Genomic DNA, 24,351 nt, shown 5'->3' with positions numbered 1-24,351 from the left:
CGCCAGTCGCTCCAAGCGCGCAATCAGCGGCTTGTCGACATCCAGGGAGAAAATTGACCCGGTGTGGGTAGCAAGTGCGGCTCGTGGTCTGTCGGTCGGAAGGGCCAAGTCAGGTTCGTGGTCAACAAACTGGCTGCGCCAGTAGGCCAACATGCGTTCTCCGTCGTTGCCGGCAAGAAGGTGCTCCTGCCAGGCTACAAAGTCATCATAAGGAGCCGCCGTAGTTAGCTTCGGCATCTCCGTGTTGCCGCAGCACGCCTGATACAGCCTGCCGAACTCGTGCAGGAATGTGCGAATACTGCTGGCGTCGGAAATGATGTGATGAAAGTTGAGGAGGAGAGTTTCTTCCGTAGTCCTGCGGACGAACAGGTGCGCGCGAAATGCCGGCCCATGTTCCGCTTGTCCGATGAATCCGCTGAACGACACGCTCGCCTTCGTGGTGAAAGGTCGTTCGCAGCATGTCATGCCGGTCTATCAACGACCGGAGGACGCGCCTCAAGGCATCAATGTCGAACGGTGCCTTTATGCGCAGCTCGACTGGCAGATCGTATTCGCTCCCGGTTGGCCTCTTTTGATGATGTAACCAGAGGCCCATTTGACCATACGACAGCGGGCGCGTGACATAATCCATAGCTTCCTCTTCTGCTTGGCAGAGGAATGCTATGCGCCTTTTCACCCCGGGAGTTTTAATTATTGTATAATTGCTGTGACATGCTGATAAAGAGTTGTCGGTCAAGATGAATGAACTTATGAATTTTTTGAGAGCAATACTCCGATAAGGTTCAAGGCGCCCAGATGTGATTTCACAATCGTTGAGGGTGTTTCACATATCTTCACAGATTTCAGTCCATCGGCATTGTACAAATTATCCCGATTCAGCAGCGACACGAGCTATGCAAGGCAACTTGTGGCTGTAAACAGACTTGATCTTGCGATAGTCAGGCAAGGCGTGTGGAGCGAGCCAATGTGTGAGAGTCCGTTTTGAAAATCAGGGATGGGCGTTTCTGCGGATAAGATTGCCGCCCATAGCGACGAAGATCATGGCGTGAGAGACATCGATGCGCTTCTCGTAGTCGCGCACGAGCCTCCGCCACCGCGTCATCCAGCCGAAGGCTCGCTCGATGACCCAGCGGCGGGGCAAGACTTCGAAGCCCTTCTGGTCGTCTGATCGGCGGATGATCTCGACCACAAGTCGAGGTAGGCGGCCTTGTCGATGAGTTTGAGCCGATCGTAGGCGCCGTCGGCGAACAGGTGTTTCACCCAGGGCCAGCGCTTGCGGATGCCATCCAGGATCGCCTGAGCCCCGGCACTGTCGGAGATGTCGGCGGGGGTGAGGTTGACCATCAACAGCCGCCCATCCGTATCGACGGCGATGTGGCGCTTGCGGCCGACAATCTTCTTGCCGGCGTCGTACCCTCTTGTTCCAGCTTGCGGTGCCTTGACAGACTGGCTGCGCGCGGCTGTAGATAAATTCGGTCGTGTCCTGCAGGATAAGGATCGGACCTTCGCTCGCCGCAACGCGCGCCGCGGTCGCGGCGAAATGGCCGGCGAGAACGCTGTGTTCGGTCACACGCGGGTTGTCAAAGAAGCGGTAGGCCGCCTTCGCCGCAGCCCAGTCGCCACAGGCCGCCGGGATCGGTTTGCCCGGCGCTGCTGACAGCTGATCCAGCAACCGCTGCAGCCGACGGACCAGGCGCTTGTCGGGAAGGGCCGACGCGCAAAGCTCTTCCTGCCACGCGGCTTCGCTGCTGCTGGTCTTGTCTCGCATCCGTGACGCCTCCGTGACCTGGTGCGACTATAAACGCGGTAAACTTCGGAATTATCATGTTGTAAGAGCGAATTCGAGAGACTAATTAGGCATGATAGATCTATTCGACCAGCAAGAAGAGCGCCAACTTTCTATCAAATAACGTGACGTGAAATCGGTTAAGCAATATATTATCGGGAGTTTTTCCAGATGCGATTGGCTTTGGGCGGGATGTTGGCGAAGGTCCCCCGTTCACTGATCTGGCGGCGGATGGCGTAGCCCTTGTCGGCATTGACGATACCGGTTTCTGGCATCTGTCCGAGAAGCACCTCGCCCGCCTTGCATAAAGGCGGCTGGCCGCCACAGGCCGTCGGTCAAGGCGTGGATATTGGTGGTGCGCCCGCCGCGTGATCGGCCGATGGCCTGATTGTGCTCCCGCCTTCAACCCGGCCGCGCAACGATGCGCCCGCACGGCCAGGAATCGATGAGAAGTTGGGCCGGCGGTCCATCCGCACCGGCAAGTGCATGGAAGATATCGCTCCATACGCCCTTGGCCGCCCAGCGCTGGAAGCGGTTGTAGAGTGTCTTTCTCGGGCCATACGCTGCTGGCGCATCGACCCAACGACCGCCGCTCTTGATGATATGGATGATGCCGCTGATGACGCGGCGGTCGTCCACCCGCGGCTTGCCGCGCGTGTCGGTGGGCAGGTGCGGCTTCAGCTTCGCAAATTGCGCGTCCGTCAGCCAGAAATAGTCGCGATTCACCGATGACCTCCAGCTGGAGTCACGACAGCCGCATCATGGAAGCCCTTTATGCGTCCGGGCCCTAGTCTTAGCCCAGGGAATTTTCGATGCCCACAATTAGGGGAATATTCTTCGACCGATGTCAGAGCTGAACCCATACCTCATCGGATGGCGCGGCTTCTTCGGCTTCTGCCAAACCCCGCGGGGGCTACGAACTTGGAAGCGTGGACCCGCCGAAGATTACGCATGTATCTTTGGCGGCAATGGGGGGGAACGGGCACAACCGCTACAAGGAGTTGCGGCGTCGTGGCGTGCCAAAGCTCCGGGCCGCGGTTGCTGCCGGTCACCGACGGGATTGTGGCGCATGTCAGGACACCCGGCGGTCCAACAGGGGCCTTGCGCAACCACCCCTTCGAGTCGCTCGGTCTCCCCCGTCTCTATATCTCTGTCTATGCTTAATCCGGTCGAACCGCCGTGGAACGTGATCAGTATGCCCGGGGGTGTGGGAGGGGCGGCACCGTGAGGTGTTCCCCCCTCTCCCGATCAATCGCAGAACCGAACCACAGGAAACAGCCCACCGATAGATCCTTGCAATTTTTAAGCCGGCGGCCCTTACCGTGCCAGATCAACGACTTGCGATAGCTTATTGGCGACCAGAGCGGGGCCCAGCGAGGCAGCAACCCTGTCCCACCTACCGAATTCGGTAGCTTGTGATAATTCCATCTCTGCATAGTTATGGACGCAGCCGGGAGCCCACGTGATCTCTTCGGAGAAAGGGCCGGTTGGCAGGGTGAAGCCGCTCTGACCGTCCATTACTACTAGGTCCTCGAGTCACTTCATATCGGAGCTGCCACATAAGCTTGCATCAATCTACTATTAAGAGCAGCATCGTTACGTCATGCGAACAGGTTTAAGAAAATGGCATCGAAAATCTCATCGGCTTTCGGAATACTGAATCTGGAATTGGGGCTGCGGCCCGGCGACACGCCGCCAGCGCCGCCGGCCGGCGCATTACGGAATCCGGCAACACTCGGCGTTCCGGTCCTCTTGGAAACCGTGGCGGGAGCTTGGGTGGAAAGTCTCTTTCGCGGCAATCCGGCGCTCGAACCGGCGTGTATCACAGCGGCCCGGCGCCTGGTGGCGCGAGGCGCCTTCGCAATAACTTCGAACTGCGGCTTCTTTATCCGGCATCAGGCGGCGGTGGCTGCGGCGGTAAATGTCCCCGTGGCAATGTCAAGCCTGCTCCTGGTGCCGATGTTGCTCCGGCAGCTGCCGCCAGCCGCCAAGCTCGCTGTCGTCACCGCCGACTCGACGCATTGCGGCGAAGATCTGCTTGGGGTCGACGATCCGGCCGAGCGGGCAAGGATCGTGATAGGCGGCATCGAAGGCGGCAAGTTGTGGCGGAACGAGATGCAGCGCCCGCCAAAACCGACCGACGTCGTCGATATAGAGACAGATGTCGCGGCTTGCGTCGCGCGACTCCGGGCAGCGCATCCGGAAATCGCGGCGATCCTGTTCGAATGCACGGCATTTCCACGGGTCGCGCCGGCGATCCGTCGTCTCACGAAACTGCCAGTTTACGACATTACGGGCCTGTGCCGGATGATGATCGAGTCATCATCTGAGGGACGTTGTTGAATGTCACCGGCCGTTGGACAGGTTAAGCAGACACCGACGCGCATTCTGCCGCCTCAAGCGTAGGCCTTCCAAGATTGCTAGATGGAGTTGAACTGATGACAATCAGCCGAGGGCCGCAGGCATTTCCAAGAAGCGAATATCTGCGCCGGCTTGCCGCGGTGAAGTCGGACATGGCACGGCGCGACATCGATGCGCTTATCGTGACCGATCAAAGTAATCTTACGTATCTCACGGGGTACACTGCAGCCTCGGGCTACGTCCCGCAGGGGCTTGTCGTTTCGGCGCACGAAGAGGAACCGACATTCATCCTCCGTCGCTGCGATGCGCCGGCAGCCATTCATCAGTGTTTTATGGAACGCGACAAGATCGTCGCCTACCCCGAAGCTCTCATTGGGAATGCTGAAAAGGATGGCTACGACGTTGTAGTCGATTACTTGGAAGGCATTGGCCTCGCGAACTGCGGCATAGGGATCGAACTGAGCAGCCTTTCGGGAGTGGCGGCGCAAAAGGTCAGCAGACGCCTACCCAATGCCAGGATTGTGGATTTCACCAAGGTGGTCACCTGGATCCGGCTCATCAAATCTGATCTCGAGATAGCCGTCATGCGGGAAGCGGCTGCAATCTCGGACACGGCAATCCAGCGCGCCGCCGAGGTGATCCGCCCCGGCGTGCGTGAAGCCGACGCGGTCGCAGAAATCGCAGGAGCCTTGGTTCGCGGGGCAAACGGCAAGCCGGGAACGAAGCTTTGTGAAATAACCTTATGTTCATCACCGCGCACCGGAACCTGCCACATCGGTTGGAGTGAAGACAGCTTTCGAGTTGGATCGCAGGTCAACCTTGAACTTGGCGGTTCGCGTCATGGCTATTTTGCCGGGCTCATGCGCACGTACTCGATCGGCGCACCCTCTGTGCGACTGCGTCGTGTCCATGAGATCCAGATGGACGGCCTCGAGGCCGCTCTCGAAACGGTTCGCCCGGGAGCGACCTGCAGTGATGTGGCCAACGCATTCTATCGCACAATCGAAAAGGATGGCCTCAAGAAGGAGTCACGCTGCGGTTACGCCCACGGTATCGGCTGGATCGAGTCGACGGCGAGCCTCAAGGATGGCGACATGACAGAACTGAAGCCGAACATGACGTTCCACCTGATGCTGGGCAACTGGATCGAGGAGGATTTCGGGTACGTTATCAGCGAGACGTTCCGTGTCACCGACTCCGGTGTAGAAGTGTTGACCACCGCGCCCCGAAAGATCTTTGAGATTTAGCGCCTGTCGAGAGCTCTTGGCACAAAGTCGTCTGGGATTCCGCGGGGCGGCCATGCCGGCGACGCTGAGGATCTGCAATTGATAGGGTTAGGTCAGTCAGCATTCTTTCTTCCTTTCCTTCATTGGTAAGAGTCCTCTCTGATTGGGGTCGTTGAGGTCAGGCCACTCCTGCACTTTTTTCTGGACCGTCCCGCAGGTCACTCGCTTCTCTTCGCGGTCGGCGCTCTGGCCGCCGCATGATGGGGTCAGGAGAGCGAGGCGTCTCAATCTGTTCACGACCTTGCGGCCGGCAGGTTCGGGGCTCTTAACGGGATCGCGGGGGGACTGTCAGGAATTCTGTGCGTGAGGCCGGTTTCGTCATTGGCCGACGAAGCGTGTCTTGGCCTCGAACCACTCGCGCGGCGGTCGTTTCCATTCCTCGGCCGCGTGATTGAGCACCAGTGCGAACGGCGCGGCGAAGCTTGGAGTTCAGCGCCTCGATCGCATTCGTAACCGGTATGATCATGACGGTGCCATCCGATCCCCCGCTGGAGATGAGCGATTTTCGGCGTATGGTGCGACCATCCGGGACAGGGGCACCGGGAGCACGCCAAGTGCGGGCAGGCCGATGTATTCGATGAGTTGCGAGCTCGCGTTAGTAGCTGGCCGCCCCTGCGACCTGCCCGGTTGCGCCGAGAGCGCGGATCCGTAGGTGTCGCGTCGCCCGCCGGCTCCCGACTGTTTGAGGAGGGAGCCCGATGAGACGTGTGATTGGAATGGACATCCACCGCACCTTTGCGGAGGTGGTAGTTTGGGAAGACGGCCGGCTGCGCCATCACGGACGGGTCGACATGACCCGCTCTGGACTGGAAGGGTTCGGCCGCAGTTTGCGACGGACGGATGAGGTTGTCGTCGAGGCTACGGCAACGCCATGGCGGTGGTGCGGGTTCTGTCGCCCTATGTCGGCCGGGTGATTGTAGACCACGCTCTGCAATTCGGTAGTGCCCGGGACTGTCAGGAATCTTGTGCGTGAGGCCGGTTGTCGTCATTGGCTGACGAACCTTTCGCCGAAGACGACGGCGAATTGTGTTCTGGCCTCGAACCACTCGCGCGGGGCGCGTTTCCATTCCTCGGCGGTATGGTTGAGAACCAGATATAGCAGCTTCATCGCCGCGTCGTCATTGGGAAAGTGACCGCGCGTTCGCACGGCCCGCCGCAGCTTTGAGTTCAGCGCCTCGATGGCGTTTGTCGTGTAGATGATGCGGCGCACGCTCTCGGGGAATGCGAAGAACGGCACGACATGGAGCCAGTTGCGGCGCCAGCTCTGAGCGATCGCGTGATAACGTTGGCCCCAGTAGCCAGCGTCGAAGGCATCGAGCGCGGCCAGGCCGGCTTCGGCGTCCTTGGCCCGGTATATCGCCCGCAGCGCCGGCACGACAGGCTTGCGGTCCTTCCAAGACACGAACTCCAATGAATGGCGGATCAGGTGCACAATGCAAGTCTGCACGACCGTTCGCGGGAATACGGCGTTGATCGCTTCTGGAAAGCCCTTCAGGCCGTCGACGACGGCGATCAGGATGTCGGCGACACCTCGGTTCTTCAGCTCATTCATGACCCGCAGCCAGAATTTGGCGCCTTCGGTCTGCTCGATTCAGATCCCCAATATCTCCTTGCCGCCGTCGGGCAGGATGCCGAGCGCAATGTAGATCGCCTTGTTGCGGACGAAGCCCTCGTCGCGAATTTTGACCCGGATGGCGTCGAAGAAGACCAAGGGAAAGCAGGCGTCCAACGGCCTGTTCTGCCATTCGGAGACCTCCTCAAGCACGGCGTCAGTGACGGCCGAGATCAGATCCGGCGAAACGTCGATGCCATAGAGTTCCTCCAGGTGGCCACGGATCTCGCGCACGCTCATGCCGCGCGCATACATGGATACGATCTTGGCGTCGAAAATCGGGAAAGCGGCGCTGATACTTTGCGATCAACTTCGGGTCGAAGGAGCCGGCACGGTCACGCGGGATCGAAAGTTCGAGCTTCGATGTGCCCGTCAGAACCGTCTTCTTCGAATGTCCGTTGCGCCGGTTCGCCAATCCTGTGGCTTGCTCCTCGTCAAGATGATCGTCCAACTCGGCGTTCAGTATCCGCTCCGAAAGCGCCTTCTTCAGATCGTCGAGCAAACCGTCCTTGGCAAACAGCTCCTGTGGGTCGCGCCCGGCAAGCAACCGATCCAGTACTTCCTTCTCAATGGCCATGCGATGATTCTCCTTTCCATCATCATGGCCTCACGCACAAAATTCCTGACAGTCCCGTAGTGCCCTGATTTATAAGCGAAAATTTACGATTGGCTCCCGCATGGTACCGGGCATTGGGGTATGTTGATCGTGCCCAATCGTGAACATCACACTCGATCACTCGCCTCCTTTGTAAGTCATCTGGATGCACGGCATTGCACTCTATTCTTCTCATCCCATGCATCAAGCTCAGCGACGGGGTACAGGACAGCCTTGCCAACTTTCACGAAGGACGGACCGAGACGCATCGCGCGCCAATTTCGAAGTGTTCCTACCGAAATACCACCGCGGTAACGCTCAACGACCTCTTCCGGCGTCAGAAATTTGTTATTAGTCATTATCGCCTCCTCCGACCGGGACGGATTCGAGCATGTCACCAAATGCATTTGATCGTCGAGCGCGGAATGCTTGAAGTCTGAATGATACCTTGAACCACGGTTTGGATGCAGAGACCTGTACTTCACGCTTCCGCATGGACGTACATGCGACGTAATTGGACTTCGCGAAAGTGGAGTATCCGAGACATCGGGAAAGCGGATACGTTCGGCGCCGTATAGGCGGGTCCCAACGAACACGCTGGGGCCAGATCTACCTCTATCGGAATAACAGAAAGAGTGCGCTCATAACTACCCGAAAATTCACAGAAAGCCAAAAGCCCGTAGATTGATACCGCTTTCGGTCTCCATGCCATGCTGCATCGAGATTTATCATCTTCGGGAGGAACAGAAATGAAGACCGAGTGCTTGGACCAGCAGTACCGCATTCGGCGCGCAAGGGAGGAGGAAGCGGCGATGCTCATTGCGCTGGCGCTTCGCGCAAAGGCCTCGAACGGCTACGACGAGGCCTTCTTGCGTGCGCACGAAGCCATTTACAATATCAACTACACGGCGCAGACGATCGCGGAAGGCGAGACCTGGGTCGCCGAGACCGCTGACGGCCGGCTGTACGGCTTCTTCGACTTGAGACGATCGGACGACGGTGCGGAAGTCTGGGCCATGTTCGTCGAGCCGGGGCTCAAGCGCTCTGGCGTCGGGCGGGCGCTCTGGCGGAAGATCGAGACCTGTGCGCGGAGCATGGGCGCCGAACGGATCAGCCTCACGGCCGACCCGTTCGCGGTGCCCTTCTACTCGGCCATGGGCATGGAGGTCGTTGGGACCCAGCCGGTTAGCGCGATCCCGAGCCTCTTGCTGCCGCGCTTGACGAAGAGCCTGGCGATAAGCCGTTGAGGGGTGTCCGCGTCGAAGCCATTGCCGGCGCCGATCTGAGGCTCGATCCGTTCGGGTTGCCGTTCGGAGCGGAGCGCCGCACGGACAATGAGGCGGACGGTTGGCGCCGCAGAGTAGGGTTCAGGCCAGGCAAGCGCAGGGCTGAGTGCGGATGGGTATCGCGAGCAGTGGCAGATGCGCGACCACTAGGGGGAGGCGAATGTGCACGCTCGAATAACAAAATTGTTATCCTCATAATTCGGTGAGAAAGCCAGCAATTTTCGAAACTATAGACTGGATACGTCGTGAGCTTCACTTGGTGTACGCGCGCCCGGATGGCGTCGCAATCTCACCCTTTGTGTCAAGATCATCGAAACCCTGGGAGGACGAACGAAAATGAAGACTAAGCTCATTATTGACCTATGTAGACTCGCGCCATCCTTGCTGACGTTGACTGCGTTTTCTGCAATGGCGCAGGATCGCCAAGTCGTCATATCCACAGCGGGTGGCTCCTATGAAAAAACTATTCGCGAATATTGGCTAGATCCTTTCGAAAAAGCCACTGGCATCGCGGTAGTCGTGGTTCCGACGGGCGACGACGCTCGCGCCCAGGTGGAGGCCATGGTCAAATCCAGCAACGTGACGTGGGACATCTTCACCGAAGGTGTCATAGAAGCCGAGGCACCGGACCACTTGGCGAGAAGGGCAGACGACCTTTCAGACTTCTGCATTCAATTCAAGGATCGCCCAGACCTGCTGCCTGGCTCGTGCAAGGCATCAAGTGTTTTGTTCAACCGACAAGCGACATTGATTGCCTACAACAAGGAGCACTTCCCCAGCGGCGGGCCGACCACCTGGAAGGAGTTATGGGACACCAAGCATTTTCCCGGAGCTCGCTCCATGCTGTCGAGTGCCTCGGCTTACTTCCAGCTGACGGCGGCTCTTTTGGCGGATGGGGTGCCTAGAGACAAGCTCTATCCGATGGACGTGGACCGCGCCTTCAAGAAGCTCGACGAGTTGCGCCCCGATGTTGGACTGTGGTGGACGGCCGGCGACCAGTCGGTTCAAGGTTTCCGCAATGGTCAATATGATGCTGGACTCATGTACATGACCCGCGTCACCGCGCTGAACAAGGAAGGGCAACCCATCGGTTGGTCTTATAAGGGTGCGATACTGGAGGGCGATCGCTTTGCCGTTGTGAAGGGCGCGCCCCACAAGGCGGAAGCGCTTGAACTGCTGAGATTCTACCTGGATTCGCCCGAAATCCAGGGGAAGATTTGTGAGGCGCTGTCCTGCGTGCCGCCAAGCAAGGATGCGCTCAAGTACATGAGCGAGGAGGCGCGCGCCAACATGCCGTCGGACGAGGAGATCAGTACCGAAATGGTGGATCCGGACCCCGAGTGGGTTAACGCCAACCGGAAAATGCTGATGGACCGCTGGAACGCCTGGATTCAGAAATAGGCGTTCCTTCCATGAAGCGGGGCTGCCGGACAACCGGCAGCCCCCAGCCCTTACACATTCTCGTTACGGTCCGGCCGCTTCTGTGCCCCATCGGGCAATGATTTCAACGATGAGGCCCTGCCTAGGGCATCAGGTATTGGGTGAACTTAATCGAGACAACGCTGGCTGCATGAAGCCGGACCGGCGAAATCGATGTTCGAGTAAGTAAGTGACACATCTTCCCGATTTCGGCCGAGGAACCTAGCAACGCGTGAAAGCGCGAGCCCCATCACGACAGGTCGATCATGATAGCGAAACTCAACGACGTTGATCTACTGGTTTGGCTGTCCGAGGTACTCGCCCGCATGCAGTTCTTCGTGAGACTATTGAGGACCAGATCGACAAAAGCAGATCCCAAGCCAGGGTCACTTCACTCATGGAGAAACCCGCCTTTCCAGGACTGCGTTAAGATGGGGGCTATTACTTAGAGTCCGTTTGGGAATTGGTTCAATGGCTGTTTCAGCGCATCAAAAGATTGCCCACGGCGACGTGGATCATGGCTTCGGAGACGTCGGTGCGTCGTTTGTAGTCGCGCACGAGGCGGCGCCAGCCTATGAGACAGCCGAACGTTCTTTCGACCATCCAACGCCTAAGCAGCACCTTGAAGCGGGCCTCGGTATCGATACGGCGTACCACCTCGATGACGAAATCGAGGAAAACGGCCTTGTCCAGCAATTGCCTACGATCGTAGGCGCCGTCGTGCTTGATTCTTGGCCAACGCTTGCGTGGTTCGTGCGAAACGGCATCAGCTGTGCAAAGCGCTGGAAACACAAGTAGACCGTCTGTTGGGGAGGAAGGTCCTTCGGAAGAATCCGTCAGCTGCCGCCCGTGCCCCTCATGCAGCGGATCGCGTTGGGCCTCGCCCAGGGCAACGCTCAGCCTGCGGCCCGCTCGGCCGGCTTCGGCATCGGCGGTCCGATCCGCTCCTATCCCTCATCTGTGAGATCGGTCGGATGACGGATGACGCTTCGCCTCCGCTCGATCAGGGCCACAGGCTTCGCGTCGTTTGTGTCCACATACACAGCCCATAGTCACTATTTGACCGCGCAGGGGATCAAGCCGAGTCTCTACGCGGCAGGGGGAAGCCACACATGACAAAGTCCTTTGATTTTGGGAATGAGCCGAATCAGGGCGAGTTTTCAAGCTTGGTTGCAAAAGAGGTCCAGCGCGTTCTGGTCCAATACGATGAGGTTATAAAGGAACGCAGTTCAATCTCATCGCGCAAGGGGAGTGGCAAGGTCGCTGCTGCCGATTTGCTTTCTGCAACAGACCAACAGGCTGTTCATGACGATTTGAGCGCCCTGGCCTCCGAATTTATTCGCAGGCTGGCAGTCGAGGCAGCAAGGCGTTTCGATGCCAGCGCCCCTGAGGCAGTTTTTCTCGTAGCGCGAACCGAGGACCCGCATGGGTGCGCCGTCTTGGAAGTGCGAGATCAGCAAGGCGAATGCATGCGCATTGAAGAATGGGCGGGTCAGGTCGCAGGGCCAACATATCTGGAACGACGCTTCGGCATACCCCGATCGACACTGCATCGGTGGCAACGGCACAACGACGTAGTCGCGTTGCGAAAAGGCGCCCGCAAGCATGTCTTCCCCTTGGCTCAATTCATCGACGGCAGGCCCGCGCCGGGGATACAACAGGTGCTCTCCCTGATCGTCAATCCCAGACCGGCGTGGCTTTGGCTGACCCGCCCCTCAGCCCGGCTTGACGGCCGCATTCCCATTGAAATGCTCAAACAAGATCTGGCTACAGAAGTCATCTTGGCCGCACGGGATTTTTCCTTGACATGAAGCCCGACTGACGAAGCTCACTGCAAAACAGTGCACCGGCAATCGGTTAGACCCGGTGTGAACTCGCGAAAGCCATATAGAGCGACGCGCGCGTTGCCCTATGTCGAGAGCTCGTATTTCATTTGTGTCAGTTGTACCGATTGTTTTAGTTGTATCGTTCGTATTACTCGTGCCATATATATTCCAATGTCGTGACATAATGGCAACGGTTATTCCTAATAGCATTGCGATGCTTGCTGTATATCTTGAATTATTCAAGGTGACAGATAGCGTCAAACTGCGAAGAAGCAGCGCAATGCGCATCTTTTTCGATCGTGGGGAATGGGGAGGGGATGCTGTCTTTCAGCAATGACACCCTGGCCCTTTTTTTAATCCTTTGAGTGGAGATCAAAATGAACATCAAGAGCCTTCTTCTCGGCTCCGCTGCGGCCCTGATCGCAGTTTCTGGTGCCCGCGCCGCCGACGCCGTCGTCGTCGCCGAGCCGGAGCCCGCTGAATACGTCAAGATCTGCGACGTCTACGGCGCCGGCTATTTCTACATCCCTGGCACCGAAACCTGCCTGCGCATCGGTGGCTATGTCCGCTGGGACGCTTCGGCCGGGGAGGCAGGTTCGTTCAACGGCCGTCGTGCTGTCGACCATGAGGACGGCAGCATCAACGATACCTGGCACAAGAAGGCCCGCCTCTCGCTGAGGACCTGGACTGGTCAGGAAACAGAGCTCGGCACCTTGAAGACCTACACTGACACCCGCTTCAACTATTCCGACGGCAGTAACAGCAGTTCGCTGAACTTTGCCTGGATTCAACTCGGTGGGCTGCGTGTCGGTAAAGACGAATCGGCCTTCGATACGTTCATCGGCTACGCGGGCAACGTCATCAACGATACGCTGGTTCCTTATGGAGATTTCGACACTAACGTCGTGCAGTACTATTTTGACGCCGGCAACGGCTTTTCGGCAGTGGTCTCGCTCGAAGAAGGCTCTGGCACGGTCGGCACGATCGACAGCTACGTTCCGCATGTCGTCGGTGGCGTGAAGTACACGCAGGGCTGGGGCGCCATCACCGGGGTCGTTGCTTATGACAGCAACTACGAAGAGGTGGCCGGCAAGGTTCGCCTGGACGTGACTGCGACCGAGGCGCTGGCGCTGTTCATCATGGCCGGCTACGGCACCGACGACAATCTCAACGACCCGACCTATGCGATCCCTGCAGGCGACCGCGGCTTCTACAAGCAGTGGGGCGGCAACTGGGCAGTCTGGGGTGGTGCCACCTACACCTTGAACGAGAAGACTGCATTCAACCTCCAGGTGTCGTATGATGAAGCCAAAGAGTTTGGCCTTGCGGCGAACGTCGCCTACAAGATCGTCCCGGGTCTCACGATCACGGCCGAAGTTGACTGGGCTCATAACGACCACGACAGCAACGGTTACAATTGGACCGGCATCCCCGCTGGCAAGAGCAATGCTGTCGGCGGTATCCTCCGCTTCCAGCGCTCGTTCTGACGGATCGAAGCATTGAACCATAGCGCCCGTCGCATACGATCGCGTGCGCTAGACCCGCCCGTCGAGCCAGGGTTGGCTCAGCGGGATGCCCAAAAGGGCTCATCGGCGGCTCCTTTCGAAGTGCTTAGGTCCGCACCTCCGGGATCGAAGCCTGCCGCCGATGCGAAGGGCGCCCTTGACCAAGGCGCCCTTCATTCTAGAGCGTCGAGCATTCTGACTGAATCGAAGGGATTGCCGTCGTGTAGCAACGACCTGCCGTCAGAAAATCTGGTTTTGAATATCACGTCGGTGGATGTTGTTGTCTACAGAGCGGTACAGCGGGTTGGGACTTCCACTGTCATTCCTCGTTCTTGATTGCTGAAACGGAAGACGAAGGTGGTTGCCGGAGAACCGAATGACGTGCGATTGAAAAATGCTGACAGCCAATGGATTGTCCAGGTCGTCGAAAATGGCAAAATAACTCGTCATTTATTCGACGCTCAAGCCGTTGCCGAGAGCTACGCCGAAGGCCAGCGAATTAGGCTCGGGCTGCCTGGAAGGCCACCGATCAGTTGACAAGCATTGAACCTGGATCAGGAGGAGAAGCCGGTGGATGAGCGCCCTAAGAGGCTCCGCGAAACACCAGACTTCATCATCAACGATGTTCTCGACCTCGCCGAGTACTCCGACCGCGGTATTGTCACTACCCTAGTTGATACGCACGGAGTTCGCCTTCGTCTCCACCTCACAGTCGTGACCTCAGAATTGCTTTGCGAGCGAATTGCCAACGCGCTCGAGCGCCGGTACGGCGAATAGCGACCTGGTCTAACAGGCCTCTCTGCTTTGAAATTCAAGGATGAGCGTTTCGGCGGATGAGGATTGCACCCATTGCGACGAGGATCATTGCGTGAGAGACGTCGATGCGTAGTCGCGCACGAGGGCGCCATCGGGTCATCCAGCCGAAGGTCCGCTCAACGACCCAGCGTCAAGACTTCGAAGCCCTTCTGGTCGGATCGACTATGTTTCGGCGTGCAATTTTGGGTCAGACTCAATCTCGCTGCATGTGAAGGCTGAAGTCGCGATCTTTCCGAGGGGGAATCAGCGCGATGGAACGGAGATCTGGGTCGACGAAACTGGCGCCGGCGGGCTTCGTCGTCGAGCATGCGGAGATCGACACGGATTGCGTATTTCTTGACGTGCGCGCTACGGCGCTTTCGGCAACGTGCCCGTGCTGCGGGACCAGTTCACTCCGGACCCAGAGCCGATATCGATATCTGCGGCAAGCCGCCGATTTGCCGATCGCCGGTCGGCGGGTTTTCCTGCGGGTGACGGTTCGCCGTTTCTGGTGCGACGCCGTTCTTTGCCGCCGCCGCATTTTTGCCGAGCGGTTTGGCGCCGATATTCTGGCTCCGTTATCGCGAAGGACCGGACGTCTTGAGACGATCGTTCATCACTTGGGGCTCGCGCTTGGCGGCAGACCGGGTGCGGCCTTTGCCGATCGCCTCATGATGCCGGTGAGCAACGATACCTTGTTGCGTGTGTGCGCCGCAGGACTGAACAGCCGCGTGATGAGCTCGCCATCATCGGCATTGACGACTTTGCATTCCGGCGCGGTCAGCGATACGGGACGATTGTCTGCGATCTCGAACGCCGCAGGCCAGTGACATTGCTGCCTGATCGCGAGCAGGCGACATCGCAGGCATGGCTCATGGGCCATCCGTCCATCACGACCGTCGCGCGTGACCGAGGTGGTGGATATGGCGAAGCGATCGCCAAGGCGTTGCCGCATGCCGATCAGGTGGCCGACCCCTGGCACCTGAGGGAAAACGCCAGCCGAGCCTTTCTCGACGCGGTTAGCAAATCCATGCGGCAGATCCGAAAGGTCGTCGGCAGCACCATCATAGATCTGGGGCTTCTCACCTATGCCGAACGGCTACAGTATGAGGGATATCAGCCCCGGCACGAAACCAATGAGGCCATTCTGGAATTGTCGAAGCAGGGCATTCCGATCAAGCAGATCGTCAAGCGTACCGGGCATAGCCGCAAGCTCGTCCGTAGCGTCCTGCGCGGCCAGCGCTCCGATATGTTCCGCGTCCGACAAAGCTCGCTCAAGGAATGGCTCCCCTGGCTGGATAGCCGTTGGGGGCAAGGCGCGCGCAATTGCATCGGCGCTCTGGCGCGAAATGCGCGAGAAGGGCTTCCGCGGCCAGATCGGCGTCGTCTCTGAATGGGCGCGGCGCCGACGGCTGGCCGAAAAGGCCGATCAAAGCGCGCTTGCCCGCACGCCCTCGGCGCGAACCATCGCCAGGCTCATGACGCTGGCGTGTCCAAATCCGACGCCCTGCTGGTCGCGGCAATCGAGAGCAATGTGCCTGACCTGACCATCACGCGAACATTGATCGACGACTTTCAGACGATGATCCGATCGAAGGCGGCCGTAAAACTGGATAGTTGGCTTAAGGACGCCAAGGCAAGTCTTGTCGGATCCGTTGCAAACGGGGTCGAAAAGGATATCGACGCCGTCCGCAATGCCATCACATCCCCATGGTCGACTGATGTGATCGACAAGAGCCTTTTTGATAAATCTGCGCTATTCTCCTGTCGCGCACGGACGACCGCGTGGCGAAGAGCAGGGTCCGAGGTGAGAGCCCTGCCGCGCAGCTTCTATCGTCGCACCTCGTTTGCGGCATCCGTGCGCGCCTTTCTCGGGCCTCGCGGGTTCCAACCGGCGACGAAGCGTGCATAGGCGCCCTCGGCCTGCTCCACCCAGCGGCGCTCTTCTTCCCGGTGGCTCTTGATGTTGTAGGCGTGCGCGGCCCCCTTTTGGCCGCGCACAGCCTTGCTCCCGGCCTTGAGTTCCACATCGCGCACGTCACCGCGCCTTCCGTCCATCAGATGGTGCTCACCCTTGAGCGCGCTGGATTGATCCGCAGGCAACCGGGCCTCGCGCGCAGTATTGAACTGCTCGTCGAACCCGACAGCCTACCCAGGTTACAACCCATCGAAACCGTCAAATCCTCTGTGCAGAGGTACTAGCCGTTCGAGCGCGGCAATGCGCGCCTCATAAGCCTGAAGAAGATCGGCCGCTGCGGCATCCTCATCGAGAGCGCCCGCCTGAAACTTCTCGACCCATATCCGGATCAGCGTGAGATGTCGTGGCGCTTCGAGAGGGCATGCAGAGTCTCGCCGCCGAAATACTCCTGCGAAACCTGCCGCTTGAACTCGATGCTGTGGGTTCGGTGCTTCGCCATGGGCCTTCATCCTCTGAAAGCCCGGCTGTCCGGTCAATAACTGAAAACCATTCTGTCCGGCCCGAGGGGCCCACTCCAGATGGGGGTCAAGGTTCGGCGCCGATTGACAGGAGACCCCGCAGCGTGCCAGCCAAGTTGATCATCGACCTTGGCCCGAACTGTTGGGCCATCGTCGTGACGTATCCCATGACCACGGGCAACGACAGTGGTCCAAGGTCGCAGCATCCAATCTGGTCGAGATACAGAGATACACTTCGAATCGGCGCAGATAGTGCCGGTAGTGAAGAAGGGAACTTGGGCGCAGGCCGCGCTCGTCACTGAGATAATCGAAGAAGCCGGGCCGTGAATCGGTCGAGCTTCTACGACCCCGAGATCAACCGCAGCTTCGGCATGATGGCTTCGCACGACGGTGTCGGCGTTCTGCCGGCGCGACCGAAGCTTCCCTGGACAAGCCAATGCCGCTATCCGGGAGGCTGTCGAGCGGATCAACACCCACGTCATGCGCCGACTGGACCAGTGCCGTCGCGACCTGTTCGAGACTATGGAACGTCCAGCGCTCGCCGTGCTGTCGGCCGAGGAATACGAGTTCGCCGAGTGGCGGCTGGCGCGTGTATCGACAGACAATCATGTCGAGTTCGAGCGCTATTTCTACTCCGTGCGCACAGCCTCATCCGAGAGCAGGTGGATGTCCGGGCGACGAGCTGAACGCTCGAGATCTTCTTCAAGGGTAAACGCGTCGCGGCCAATCAGCGCCGCTATGGTGGGCCCCGTTTCGGAACCGACCCGGACCACATGCCCAGTTCGCACCGCCGCTACGCGGAATGGTCGGCGGAGCGCTTCCGGCGCTGGGCTCGTTCGATCGGTCCACATACCGAGGGGCTCGTCATCGCCATCCTTGCCAACCGGCCGCATCCGGAACAGGGATTCAGAACATGCCTCGGCATTCTCAAGCTCTACCAGGCGATTCGACGGTCCCGTCGATCCGCAATCGCGTGCCACTCGGAAAGGCCACGACGATCCTGCCGGCCGGGTCCGGACAATCGGAGACGGGGCGGTCGACCTCGGGCAGATCGCTCACGTCGATGCGCGCGAAGGTCGCCGTCGCCTGATCGGCATCGAGCCCGCCGCCATCTGCTTGCGCCAAGCATAGAGCTGGGACGGAGCTACGCCGAACGCTTGCGCGACCTCGGTCACCGACGACCCCTCCGCGCTCGCCAGGTCGACCAACGCGCACTTCTCGGCGCAACTCCACAGCCTCCGTTGCCGCCAGCGCCCGGGCATCGTTCCACGATCTTCCCCCGGCGCGGCACCGCTGAGCTCGGCGACCACATCGCCCCCTGCATGTTCCAATGTCATGGCGCGAAAGCTCCATGTTCATAGGCCTATTGCAAGGTGCCTTGGCGCACCGCTTACGTCGCCTCTGCATTCTGGCGACTATTTTCATACCGTCGAACTGCTGAGCTGCGAGCATGGGCCGTACCAAGCCCCCCTTGGAGATGATCGTGCTCGATTCGAGGGTATAAACCGCCCCTCGTAACCCTTTTGCAGGCTGTCAGCCCTTACCGCACGCGGGCGTCTTTTGGCGTTGATCCAAAACGGCGCTTGAAAGCGGTGCAGAAGTTGGAGCTATGAGCGTAGCCGACTTCATAGGCGACCTGCTTGAGAGGGATGCTGCACCCCTCTAGAAGCATCATCGCCCTCTCCATTCTCCGATTGGTAATGTGCTGGATGTAACTAACGCCCATTTCCTGGCGCATGTTTTCCGACAAATCCTCAGCGGAAACGCCGAGCGAAGTTGCAAGCTCAGACAGGGAGGGCGGGTTCTTCAGGTTGGCATCTACTACGGTCTTGACGTATTCGACGCGAGTCGCAGCTAGCTCGGGACGGGAAAGAAACTCGCCGTCCGACAAGAGTGTGCTGAGGCTGAGGCAGAGGAGTTCTTGTGATTTGGTGGAAATATAGCTTCTGGAGAGCAATGGATGAATGCTAGGATGAAGCAGTTGCTCGGCCGCCGACGTGAGCACATATGGGAGCGGGCGAGAATACCAAAATGGGTCATCCTTGCCGCCGCCAGGGCCCGAAAAGCTCGGAAAGCAAATTGGATAGAAGCCAAACAGCGATGTCAACCTATCCGGCCAAATCCCGACGGACAGGGACAACTCGTTGGCCCCGCTGTTCCAGACGCTTCGCTTGACAAGTCCCTGCGGCTGATAAAATACAGCGAGCGTCGGCCTGCTTAGCTCATGCTGGTGCGCGCTGCCAAGCTCGATTCGCCGCGATCCAGACAGGTGGAGCAGAAACACAATGCGTCCAAGGCCTGGTTCGTCATCGAAGAACTGGTCCTTCGCCTGCAGCTTCCGAATCGTGAGGCAGGGGTTTTCAAAATCAAAATACCCGTCGACCAAGCCTGAGGCGCTCTCGGGGGGAGGCACAAAGCGGTAGCTGCTAACGGTTTCGCTCCCGTCATTCCGCTGGATGCGAAATCGGCTCCCCTGATTTAGGCGACGGACGAATTCATCATTGCCAATCAATTCAGTCCTCACAACATCCAACCAGCACAGCGAAATACTGGCACGGGACGCCTACAAGAAACACACCTTCCATCTATACGGCTAATGATCACGACCGTCAATTAGCCCGAGCAGTCGAGCAGGGCTGAGAACTCGGGTTAACGCACTTTCGCTGTTGAGGCTTGGCTGATTCCATGGGCTCCGGTTTGATTCGGAGGCTCGCCATGACCATTGCCATCCTCGAAGGGTTCGAGAAGCCGCGCCTGAAGGCGCTTCTCGAGCACTTTTCCGCCGTCGAAGACCCGCGCGAGCCGTGGCGGGTCGCCCATCCATTGCCGGAAGTGCTGCTTGTGGTGGTGTGCGGCACGATCTGCGACTGTGACGACTACGACCTGATCGGCGACTGGGGCGCGGCTCATCTCGACTTCCTGCGCCGCTACCTGCCCTACCACCACGGCGTGCCCGGCGGGCGCTGGCTGACCATGCTGATGAACCGCATCGATCCAAGGCCGTTCGCGGACGCCTTCACTTCATGGGTGCGCCAGACTTGGCCCGACAAGCCCGACTTCGTCGCCATCGATGGCAGCCACGACAAGAGCACAGGCAAGGCAAGGCAAGGCGAGACGGAACGGGTGGATCAGGGCAACATTTTTCACTTTCCTCGCTGTTTTGCGAATCCATGGTCTGAGCCCCGATTGCATGACGCGGCTCGCGAACCGAGCCAAATCCAACTTATATACGGTCGCTGTTCGAAACAGCGGCACCAAAATCCCGCTTGCGGCGGACACGGGCTCAGGCGGACGAGGCCATTCTAAATTAGGGCATTTCAAGCCAAGGTTAACGTCGGTTCGTCCACCCGGATCCGCCAGGACTGATCAGGTCCTGGAAGAGTTAGGTATTCCGTTCAGCGAACGCATCAGGCGGTCTTCACGATCGCGCCCTCGATGATGACGCCAGCGTTGACGTATTTCCACAGCGCTACTAGCAGCTTGCGGGCGAGCGCGACAATCGTCGTCTTTTTGAGACGACCGCCGTTCTGCTTGACTTGTCCTCGAACCACAAGGTGAGTGCCGATCGCGGTTGATGGCGCCGCCATAGCCAGGCGAGCTGGATCAGCGTCGTCCGCAGCCTTGGATTGCCTGCTTTCGAAACCCCCTGGTCGTGGTCGACCGACCCGCTCTGCCAGGGTGACGGCGCGAGACCCGCATAGGCGGCAACCTGTCGTCGGTTGTCGAAGTGACGTCGGCCGTCACCGCATGTTTCGACATCTTCTCACCGCCGCCCTGCGACAGCGAGGTGATCAACCATTTCGAACGGCTGAGACCGTATGTTCTCGGGGTGAAGGTGGCTCACCCCCCGCGATAAGCTGAGATCGGGGGTTGCTTCGGAGTGGCCGAGGCCGAGCCCCAAGCTTAGTGAGGGTGAACCATGAATCAGCATAACAGGCTTTTTGTCGGGTGATCACGTTCTGCGGCGGACAATTCGGTAGGTGCCCATTGGGCTTCTGGCTTCCAAAGGCCCGGGTTTCGGACTGACCATTCCAGCTCGGTTGTTTAACAGGATGGTACCAAGGCCCTTTGGACCGGACCATAAGTCTTTGCTCCTCGCAATAACTCTCGCAGCTCGCGCCGTGATCTTCGTGCCGGTTACATCGTCAGGAAAACTGCGGGAGCAATTTCATGGTCGCTGGACGAAAAGTCATCATAACGTGCGCCGTGACCGGCGCGGCGCACACGCCTACAATGTCGCGATATCTGCCGATCACCCCGGAGCAGATTGCGGAGCAGGCGATCGGGGCGGCGGAGGCGGGTGCAGCCATCGTCCACTTCCACGCTCGTGATCCGCAGGATGGCCGTCCCACACCCGATCCAGAGGTTTACGCGCCGGCCATTGATCGCGTGCGCCGAGAATCTAACGTGATCATCAACATCACGACCAGTGGCGGCCCGAAGGCGACCATCGAAGACAGGATTGCGGCCGCACTGCGATTCAAGCCGGAACTCGCCTCGCTCAATATGGGATCTCTTTCGCCCTACGGGAGGCAGAGTATTCTTGGCAAGTTCGAGCACTGGCAGCACGGATGGGAAGCGGATCTGTTCAAAGCTGCGCCGTCTCGGGTCTATCCTAATACCGAGGAGATCATAACAAGGACAATCCAAGAGGTCGGTGCAGCCGGTACACGCTTCGAATGCGAATGCTATGACGTAGGGCATTTGTATAATGTAGCCTACTTCGTGGACATCGGCTTGCTGGCCCCGCCCTTGATCATCCAAACAGTCTTCGGGTTCAGCGGCGGGATCGGTCTCGATGCCGACAATTTGACTCACATGCGCAACGTCGCCGATCGTCTTTTTGGCTCAGATTATCACTGGTCAGTTCTTGCGCCCGGAAAGCACCAGTTCCGCCTATGCACTATGGGCGCGACCATGGGCTCGAACGTGCGGGTAGGGATGGAAGACAACCTTTATCTCGAGAAAGGAAGGCTCGCCCAGTCCAATGCAGAACAGGTTGCGCGAATGCGGGACATCCTGACGCTTCTCTCCTTTGACATCGCATCACCGGACGAAGCCCGGGAGATGCTCGGGCTGAAAAGACAGGCGAACACCGATAGCTCAGCCGCTTCAGGTACAGAGGGTAAGATCGGCCAGAGCTTGTAAACGTGGCTAAACCCGGTTGCGAGACAACTCTGCTAGGTGCCTTGGCTGGTCCTGGCCAGGCATTCAAGGCACCCAGCGCCCATGTGACGGACCCACCATGACCGCAAAAGCGAAACTGAATCCCATCCGGACTGCTCCGGGGCCATGGGGGGACGAGGACATCAGACGCATGCCGGCCCAAGGGTTTCAGAAGGTCCTTGGGATTGAGCTCGACGAGGTTTCCACAGAACGCATTGCCGCGCATGTCGACATCGACCACCGACACGCAAATTCTGGCGGCGCAGTGCACGGCGGCATACTCATGTCCCTTGCGGACAGCCTCGGCGCTATGGGGGCGCTACAAAATCTCGGACCGACGCAAAGAACGGCAACACTTGAGTCAAAGACGAATTTCGTGCGCGCCTGCGTGGGGGCGAGAATTACGGCCGAATGCCGACCGCTCCACGTGGGTCACCAGACATCTGTGTGGCACACCGTGGTGCGGGACGAAGGGGGGAGGATCTGTGCCCATGTGTGGCAGACGCAGATTCACTTCGATGCCAAGGCTTAAGAGCCAAATCGGGAGCAGTGCAAATGCGCAACGCAGTTTCCGGGTCCGGGACGTGAGATCGACTAATCACGAAAAAGCGCCATACAATCTGGACGAGCGACGGGAAGTCGCCTACTGCGAGCACGTTTTGCCGTGCTAAATCGGCTGAGCAGGATCAGTGGCGCAGCGCTAATTACTCGACCAACCTGGTGAACTCCTTCCGCAGGCTAGTTCCGTTCTCTGGTCATCAGATCGACCCACAACGCGATGCCCATCGGTAGTGCGACATCATTGAAATCGCATTCTGGATGTGAGGTGGGCAGTTTTGCCGTTGCCCATGAAGATGAAGCCGCCAAGCCGGGCCTTGAGATATAGGAGAAATCGTCCGAGGCTATTATGGGCGCTATCTCGCGCTGCACCACGGTCGGAATCGGATCGAGCAAGATACCCTGATCTGTGGGTGCGCGAGGCGATCGAGTTCGTATTCGTGCGGCGGAGCGGTCTGGAAGCTGCCGTCTACAACGGAGTTTGACCACATTCTCACCCATCGGCTGTATGCCGACGCCTATCCCTATGTTTTCGGGCGAACGGCAGCAAAGTCACCATCGAGGCCGGGCCGGCTTGTAGGATGCCAAAGGCGATCTTGCCATTGTTGTCGCGGCCGATGGTGATCATGGCGGGGCCGCCGAGGTTCAGGTAGTTGCGATCCAACAGGTCGGCACCGTCGTCCCAGCAGCGCATACGTACTGCGGTAAACGCATGATGAAGTGCCGACGCGCATAACGCGGGCGATCTATTCAAGCTCTTCGATCTTCGCCTTAGAGTCCGTTTTGAAGATCAGGGATGGGCGTTTCTGCGGATAAGATTGCCGCCCATAGCGACGAGGATCATGGCGTGAGAGACGTCGATGCGCTTCTCGTAGTCGCGCACGAGGCGGCGCCATCTTGTCATCCAGCCGAAGGTGCGCTCGACAACCCAGCGGCGGGGCAAGACTTCGAAGCCCTTCTGGTCGTCGGATCGGCTGATGATCTCTACCACGAAGTCCAGATAGGCGGCCTTGTCCATGAGCTTCAGCCGGTCGTAGGCGCCGTCGGCGAACAGATGCTTCACCCAGGGCCAGCGCTTGCGGATACCATCCAGGATCGCCTGAGCGCCGGCGCTGTCGGAGATATCGGCCGGCGTCAGGTTGACCATCAACAGCCGCCCATCCGTATCGACGGCGATGTGGCGCTCGCGGCCGACAATCTTCTTTCCGGCATCGTACCCTCTTGTTCCAGCTTGCGGTGCCTTGACAGACTGGCTTTTCTATTCGGCGGTTTGACGTCAAGCGCCTCCTAGCTCTTTTTCGCTTTGCCGGCCTTGGACGTCTTCGCGGGGCCTTGCTTCTCTCCGGGATCGGCGCTCTGGTCCTGCCCTCTATGGGGATTCAGAAGAATGGGTGGAACAATCTGTCGAGCGCCTTGATTGCCGATGATGGGCAATCGAGCCAAGCCAGTCGAAGAACTCACCTCATCCTCGTCCCGCGAAGGACAGCTTTCCACCGGTGGGCGGAACTCGTGTCGTCCCCGTCTATCGCGGGCGATTATAGCGCGTCGATCTGGAAGAGACCTGCGCGACAATCAGGGGTTCTTCCGCATATTTGGTGCAGGTTGCGGGATTCACGGACGGTGCGAATAAGTTCATAGAGTCGGAATCGCAGTCGACGCCGTGATTTGCCCGTGCTCCATGCCTTCCGCTCGCTGATTTCACCCGAGCTTTCGATTGTCC

The 24,351-nt window shown here is 58.9% G+C and carries 18 protein-coding genes and 12 pseudogenes; 13 read left to right on the top strand and 17 right to left on the bottom strand.

Features of this window, described 5'->3' with window-relative positions:
* The 5 genes and pseudogenes from AC04SI_RS30510 to AC04SI_RS30490 all read right to left on the bottom strand — a co-directional run.
* Positions 1 to 426: condensation domain-containing protein (locus AC04SI_RS30510; RefSeq protein ID WP_488475518.1), on the bottom strand; the 426-nt coding region annotated here is incomplete at its 3' end.
* A 34-nt stretch (positions 427 to 460) separates the two neighbouring features.
* A pseudogene (locus AC04SI_RS30505) lies at positions 461 to 595 on the bottom strand (hypothetical protein); the annotation flags it as partial.
* A gap of 393 nt (positions 596 to 988) precedes the next feature.
* A pseudogene (locus tag AC04SI_RS30500) lies at positions 989 to 1,518 on the bottom strand (IS5 family transposase).
* Between the two features lie 61 nt (positions 1,519 to 1,579).
* Positions 1,580 to 1,768 (bottom strand): annotated as a pseudogene (locus tag AC04SI_RS30495) (IS4/Tn5 family transposase DNA-binding protein); the annotation flags it as partial.
* A 182-nt stretch (positions 1,769 to 1,950) separates the two neighbouring features.
* Positions 1,951 to 2,512: pseudogene (locus tag AC04SI_RS30490) on the bottom strand (IS5 family transposase); the annotation flags it as partial.
* An 897-nt stretch (positions 2,513 to 3,409) separates the two neighbouring features.
* On the opposite strand from AC04SI_RS30490, the gene AC04SI_RS30485 reads away from it, so the two are divergent.
* Together AC04SI_RS30485 and AC04SI_RS30480 are read left to right on the top strand one after the other, a co-directional pair.
* Complete coding sequence (locus AC04SI_RS30485) at positions 3,410 to 4,129, top strand: aspartate/glutamate racemase family protein (protein WP_488475514.1); 720 nt, start codon at positions 3,410 to 3,412, stop codon at positions 4,127 to 4,129.
* A 95-nt stretch (positions 4,130 to 4,224) separates the two neighbouring features.
* Complete coding sequence (locus AC04SI_RS30480) at positions 4,225 to 5,394, top strand: M24 family metallopeptidase (protein WP_488475513.1); 1,170 nt, start codon at positions 4,225 to 4,227, stop codon at positions 5,392 to 5,394.
* A 357-nt stretch (positions 5,395 to 5,751) separates the two neighbouring features.
* Here AC04SI_RS30480 and AC04SI_RS30475 read toward each other — a convergent pair.
* Positions 5,752 to 5,911 (bottom strand): annotated as a pseudogene (locus AC04SI_RS30475) (IS256 family transposase); the annotation flags it as partial.
* Positions 5,912 to 6,131: 220 nt separating this feature from the next.
* Here AC04SI_RS30475 and AC04SI_RS30470 point away from each other — a divergent pair.
* Positions 6,132 to 6,367 (top strand): annotated as a pseudogene (locus AC04SI_RS30470) (IS110 family RNA-guided transposase); the annotation flags it as partial.
* A gap of 51 nt (positions 6,368 to 6,418) precedes the next feature.
* Here the strand turns inward: AC04SI_RS30470 and AC04SI_RS30465 are convergent.
* Together AC04SI_RS30465 and AC04SI_RS30460 are read right to left on the bottom strand one after the other, a co-directional pair.
* A pseudogene (locus AC04SI_RS30465) lies at positions 6,419 to 7,622 on the bottom strand (IS256 family transposase).
* 176 nt (positions 7,623 to 7,798) lie between these two features.
* Positions 7,799 to 7,999, bottom strand: a complete 201-nt coding sequence (locus AC04SI_RS30460; protein ID WP_488475512.1) for a helix-turn-helix transcriptional regulator — start codon at positions 7,997 to 7,999, stop codon at positions 7,799 to 7,801.
* Between the two features lie 390 nt (positions 8,000 to 8,389).
* Here AC04SI_RS30460 and AC04SI_RS30455 point away from each other — a divergent pair, with 390 nt between their 5' ends.
* Both AC04SI_RS30455 and AC04SI_RS30450 read left to right on the top strand, forming a co-directional pair.
* Positions 8,390 to 8,887, top strand: coding sequence for a GNAT family N-acetyltransferase (locus tag AC04SI_RS30455; RefSeq protein ID WP_488475511.1), 498 nt, complete (start codon positions 8,390 to 8,392; stop codon positions 8,885 to 8,887).
* A 375-nt stretch (positions 8,888 to 9,262) separates the two neighbouring features.
* The gene (locus AC04SI_RS30450) at positions 9,263 to 10,327 is read left to right on the top strand and encodes an ABC transporter substrate-binding protein (RefSeq protein ID WP_488475510.1); all 1,065 of its coding nucleotides are present in this window, start codon (positions 9,263 to 9,265) and stop codon (positions 10,325 to 10,327) included.
* Positions 10,328 to 10,825: 498 nt separating this feature from the next.
* Here AC04SI_RS30450 and AC04SI_RS30445 read toward each other — a convergent pair.
* Positions 10,826 to 11,152 (bottom strand): annotated as a pseudogene (locus AC04SI_RS30445) (IS5/IS1182 family transposase); the annotation flags it as partial.
* Between the two features lie 305 nt (positions 11,153 to 11,457).
* On the opposite strand from AC04SI_RS30445, the gene AC04SI_RS30440 reads away from it, so the two are divergent.
* Positions 11,458 to 12,156 (top strand): antitoxin Xre/MbcA/ParS-like domain-containing protein, encoded by a 699-nt coding sequence (locus AC04SI_RS30440; protein ID WP_488475509.1) that lies wholly within the window; start codon positions 11,458 to 11,460, stop codon positions 12,154 to 12,156.
* Between the two features lie 392 nt (positions 12,157 to 12,548).
* Positions 12,549 to 13,658 (top strand): porin, encoded by a 1,110-nt coding sequence (locus AC04SI_RS30435; protein WP_488475508.1) that lies wholly within the window; start codon positions 12,549 to 12,551, stop codon positions 13,656 to 13,658.
* Between the two features lie 829 nt (positions 13,659 to 14,487).
* Here AC04SI_RS30435 and AC04SI_RS30430 read toward each other — a convergent pair.
* Positions 14,488 to 14,622: pseudogene (locus AC04SI_RS30430) on the bottom strand (IS5/IS1182 family transposase); the annotation flags it as partial.
* Positions 14,623 to 14,743: 121 nt separating this feature from the next.
* On the opposite strand from AC04SI_RS30430, the gene AC04SI_RS30425 reads away from it, so the two are divergent.
* From AC04SI_RS30425 to AC04SI_RS30415, 3 genes are all read left to right on the top strand, one after another.
* Positions 14,744 to 15,301, top strand: coding sequence for a transposase family protein (locus tag AC04SI_RS30425; protein ID WP_488475507.1), 558 nt, complete (start codon positions 14,744 to 14,746; stop codon positions 15,299 to 15,301).
* Positions 15,217 to 15,864 (top strand): ISL3 family transposase, encoded by a 648-nt coding sequence (locus AC04SI_RS30420; RefSeq protein WP_488475517.1) that lies wholly within the window; start codon positions 15,217 to 15,219, stop codon positions 15,862 to 15,864. Before AC04SI_RS30425 ends, AC04SI_RS30420 begins: the two co-directional genes overlap by 85 nt.
* Before the next feature lie 96 nt (positions 15,865 to 15,960).
* On the top strand, positions 15,961 to 16,383 hold the full coding sequence (locus tag AC04SI_RS30415) for a hypothetical protein (protein ID WP_488475506.1): 423 nt from the start codon (positions 15,961 to 15,963) through the stop codon (positions 16,381 to 16,383).
* A gap of 644 nt (positions 16,384 to 17,027) precedes the next feature.
* Here the strand turns inward: AC04SI_RS30415 and AC04SI_RS30410 are convergent.
* The 4 genes from AC04SI_RS30410 to AC04SI_RS30395 form a co-directional block, all read right to left on the bottom strand.
* Positions 17,028 to 17,192, bottom strand: a complete 165-nt coding sequence (locus tag AC04SI_RS30410; RefSeq protein ID WP_488475516.1) for a hypothetical protein — start codon at positions 17,190 to 17,192, stop codon at positions 17,028 to 17,030.
* 642 nt (positions 17,193 to 17,834) lie between these two features.
* Complete coding sequence (locus AC04SI_RS30405; protein ID WP_488475519.1) at positions 17,835 to 18,032, bottom strand: hypothetical protein; 198 nt, start codon at positions 18,030 to 18,032, stop codon at positions 17,835 to 17,837.
* Positions 17,963 to 18,169 (bottom strand): transposase, encoded by a 207-nt coding sequence (locus AC04SI_RS30400; protein WP_488475515.1) that lies wholly within the window; start codon positions 18,167 to 18,169, stop codon positions 17,963 to 17,965. The genes AC04SI_RS30405 and AC04SI_RS30400 overlap by 70 nt, the downstream gene beginning before the upstream one ends.
* Before the next feature lie 278 nt (positions 18,170 to 18,447).
* Positions 18,448 to 19,293 (bottom strand): helix-turn-helix transcriptional regulator, encoded by an 846-nt coding sequence (locus tag AC04SI_RS30395; RefSeq protein WP_488475505.1) that lies wholly within the window; start codon positions 19,291 to 19,293, stop codon positions 18,448 to 18,450.
* 329 nt (positions 19,294 to 19,622) lie between these two features.
* Here AC04SI_RS30395 and AC04SI_RS30390 point away from each other — a divergent pair.
* A pseudogene (locus AC04SI_RS30390) lies at positions 19,623 to 20,009 on the top strand (ISAs1 family transposase); the annotation flags it as partial.
* 305 nt (positions 20,010 to 20,314) lie between these two features.
* Here the strand turns inward: AC04SI_RS30390 and AC04SI_RS30385 are convergent.
* Positions 20,315 to 20,640: pseudogene (locus tag AC04SI_RS30385) on the bottom strand (transposase); the annotation flags it as partial.
* 437 nt (positions 20,641 to 21,077) lie between these two features.
* Here AC04SI_RS30385 and kce point away from each other — a divergent pair.
* Together kce and AC04SI_RS30375 are read left to right on the top strand one after the other, a co-directional pair.
* On the top strand, positions 21,078 to 22,055 hold the full coding sequence (gene kce / locus AC04SI_RS30380) for a 3,5-dioxohexanoate:acetyl-CoA acetone transferase (protein WP_488475504.1): 978 nt from the start codon (positions 21,078 to 21,080) through the stop codon (positions 22,053 to 22,055).
* Between the two features lie 97 nt (positions 22,056 to 22,152).
* Complete coding sequence (locus tag AC04SI_RS30375) at positions 22,153 to 22,605, top strand: PaaI family thioesterase (RefSeq protein ID WP_488475503.1); 453 nt, start codon at positions 22,153 to 22,155, stop codon at positions 22,603 to 22,605.
* 519 nt (positions 22,606 to 23,124) lie between these two features.
* Here the strand turns inward: AC04SI_RS30375 and AC04SI_RS30370 are convergent.
* Positions 23,125 to 23,325 (bottom strand): hypothetical protein, encoded by a 201-nt coding sequence (locus AC04SI_RS30370; RefSeq protein ID WP_488475502.1) that lies wholly within the window; start codon positions 23,323 to 23,325, stop codon positions 23,125 to 23,127.
* A gap of 96 nt (positions 23,326 to 23,421) precedes the next feature.
* Positions 23,422 to 23,886: pseudogene (locus tag AC04SI_RS30365) on the bottom strand (IS5 family transposase); the annotation flags it as partial.
* Positions 23,887 to 24,351: the final 465 nt, after the last annotated feature.

The organism is Mesorhizobium sp. CNPSo 4689, assembly GCF_057784325.1.
The sequence above is the reverse complement of the archived record's forward strand: the minus strand, read 5'-3'. Positions and strand labels throughout refer to the sequence as shown.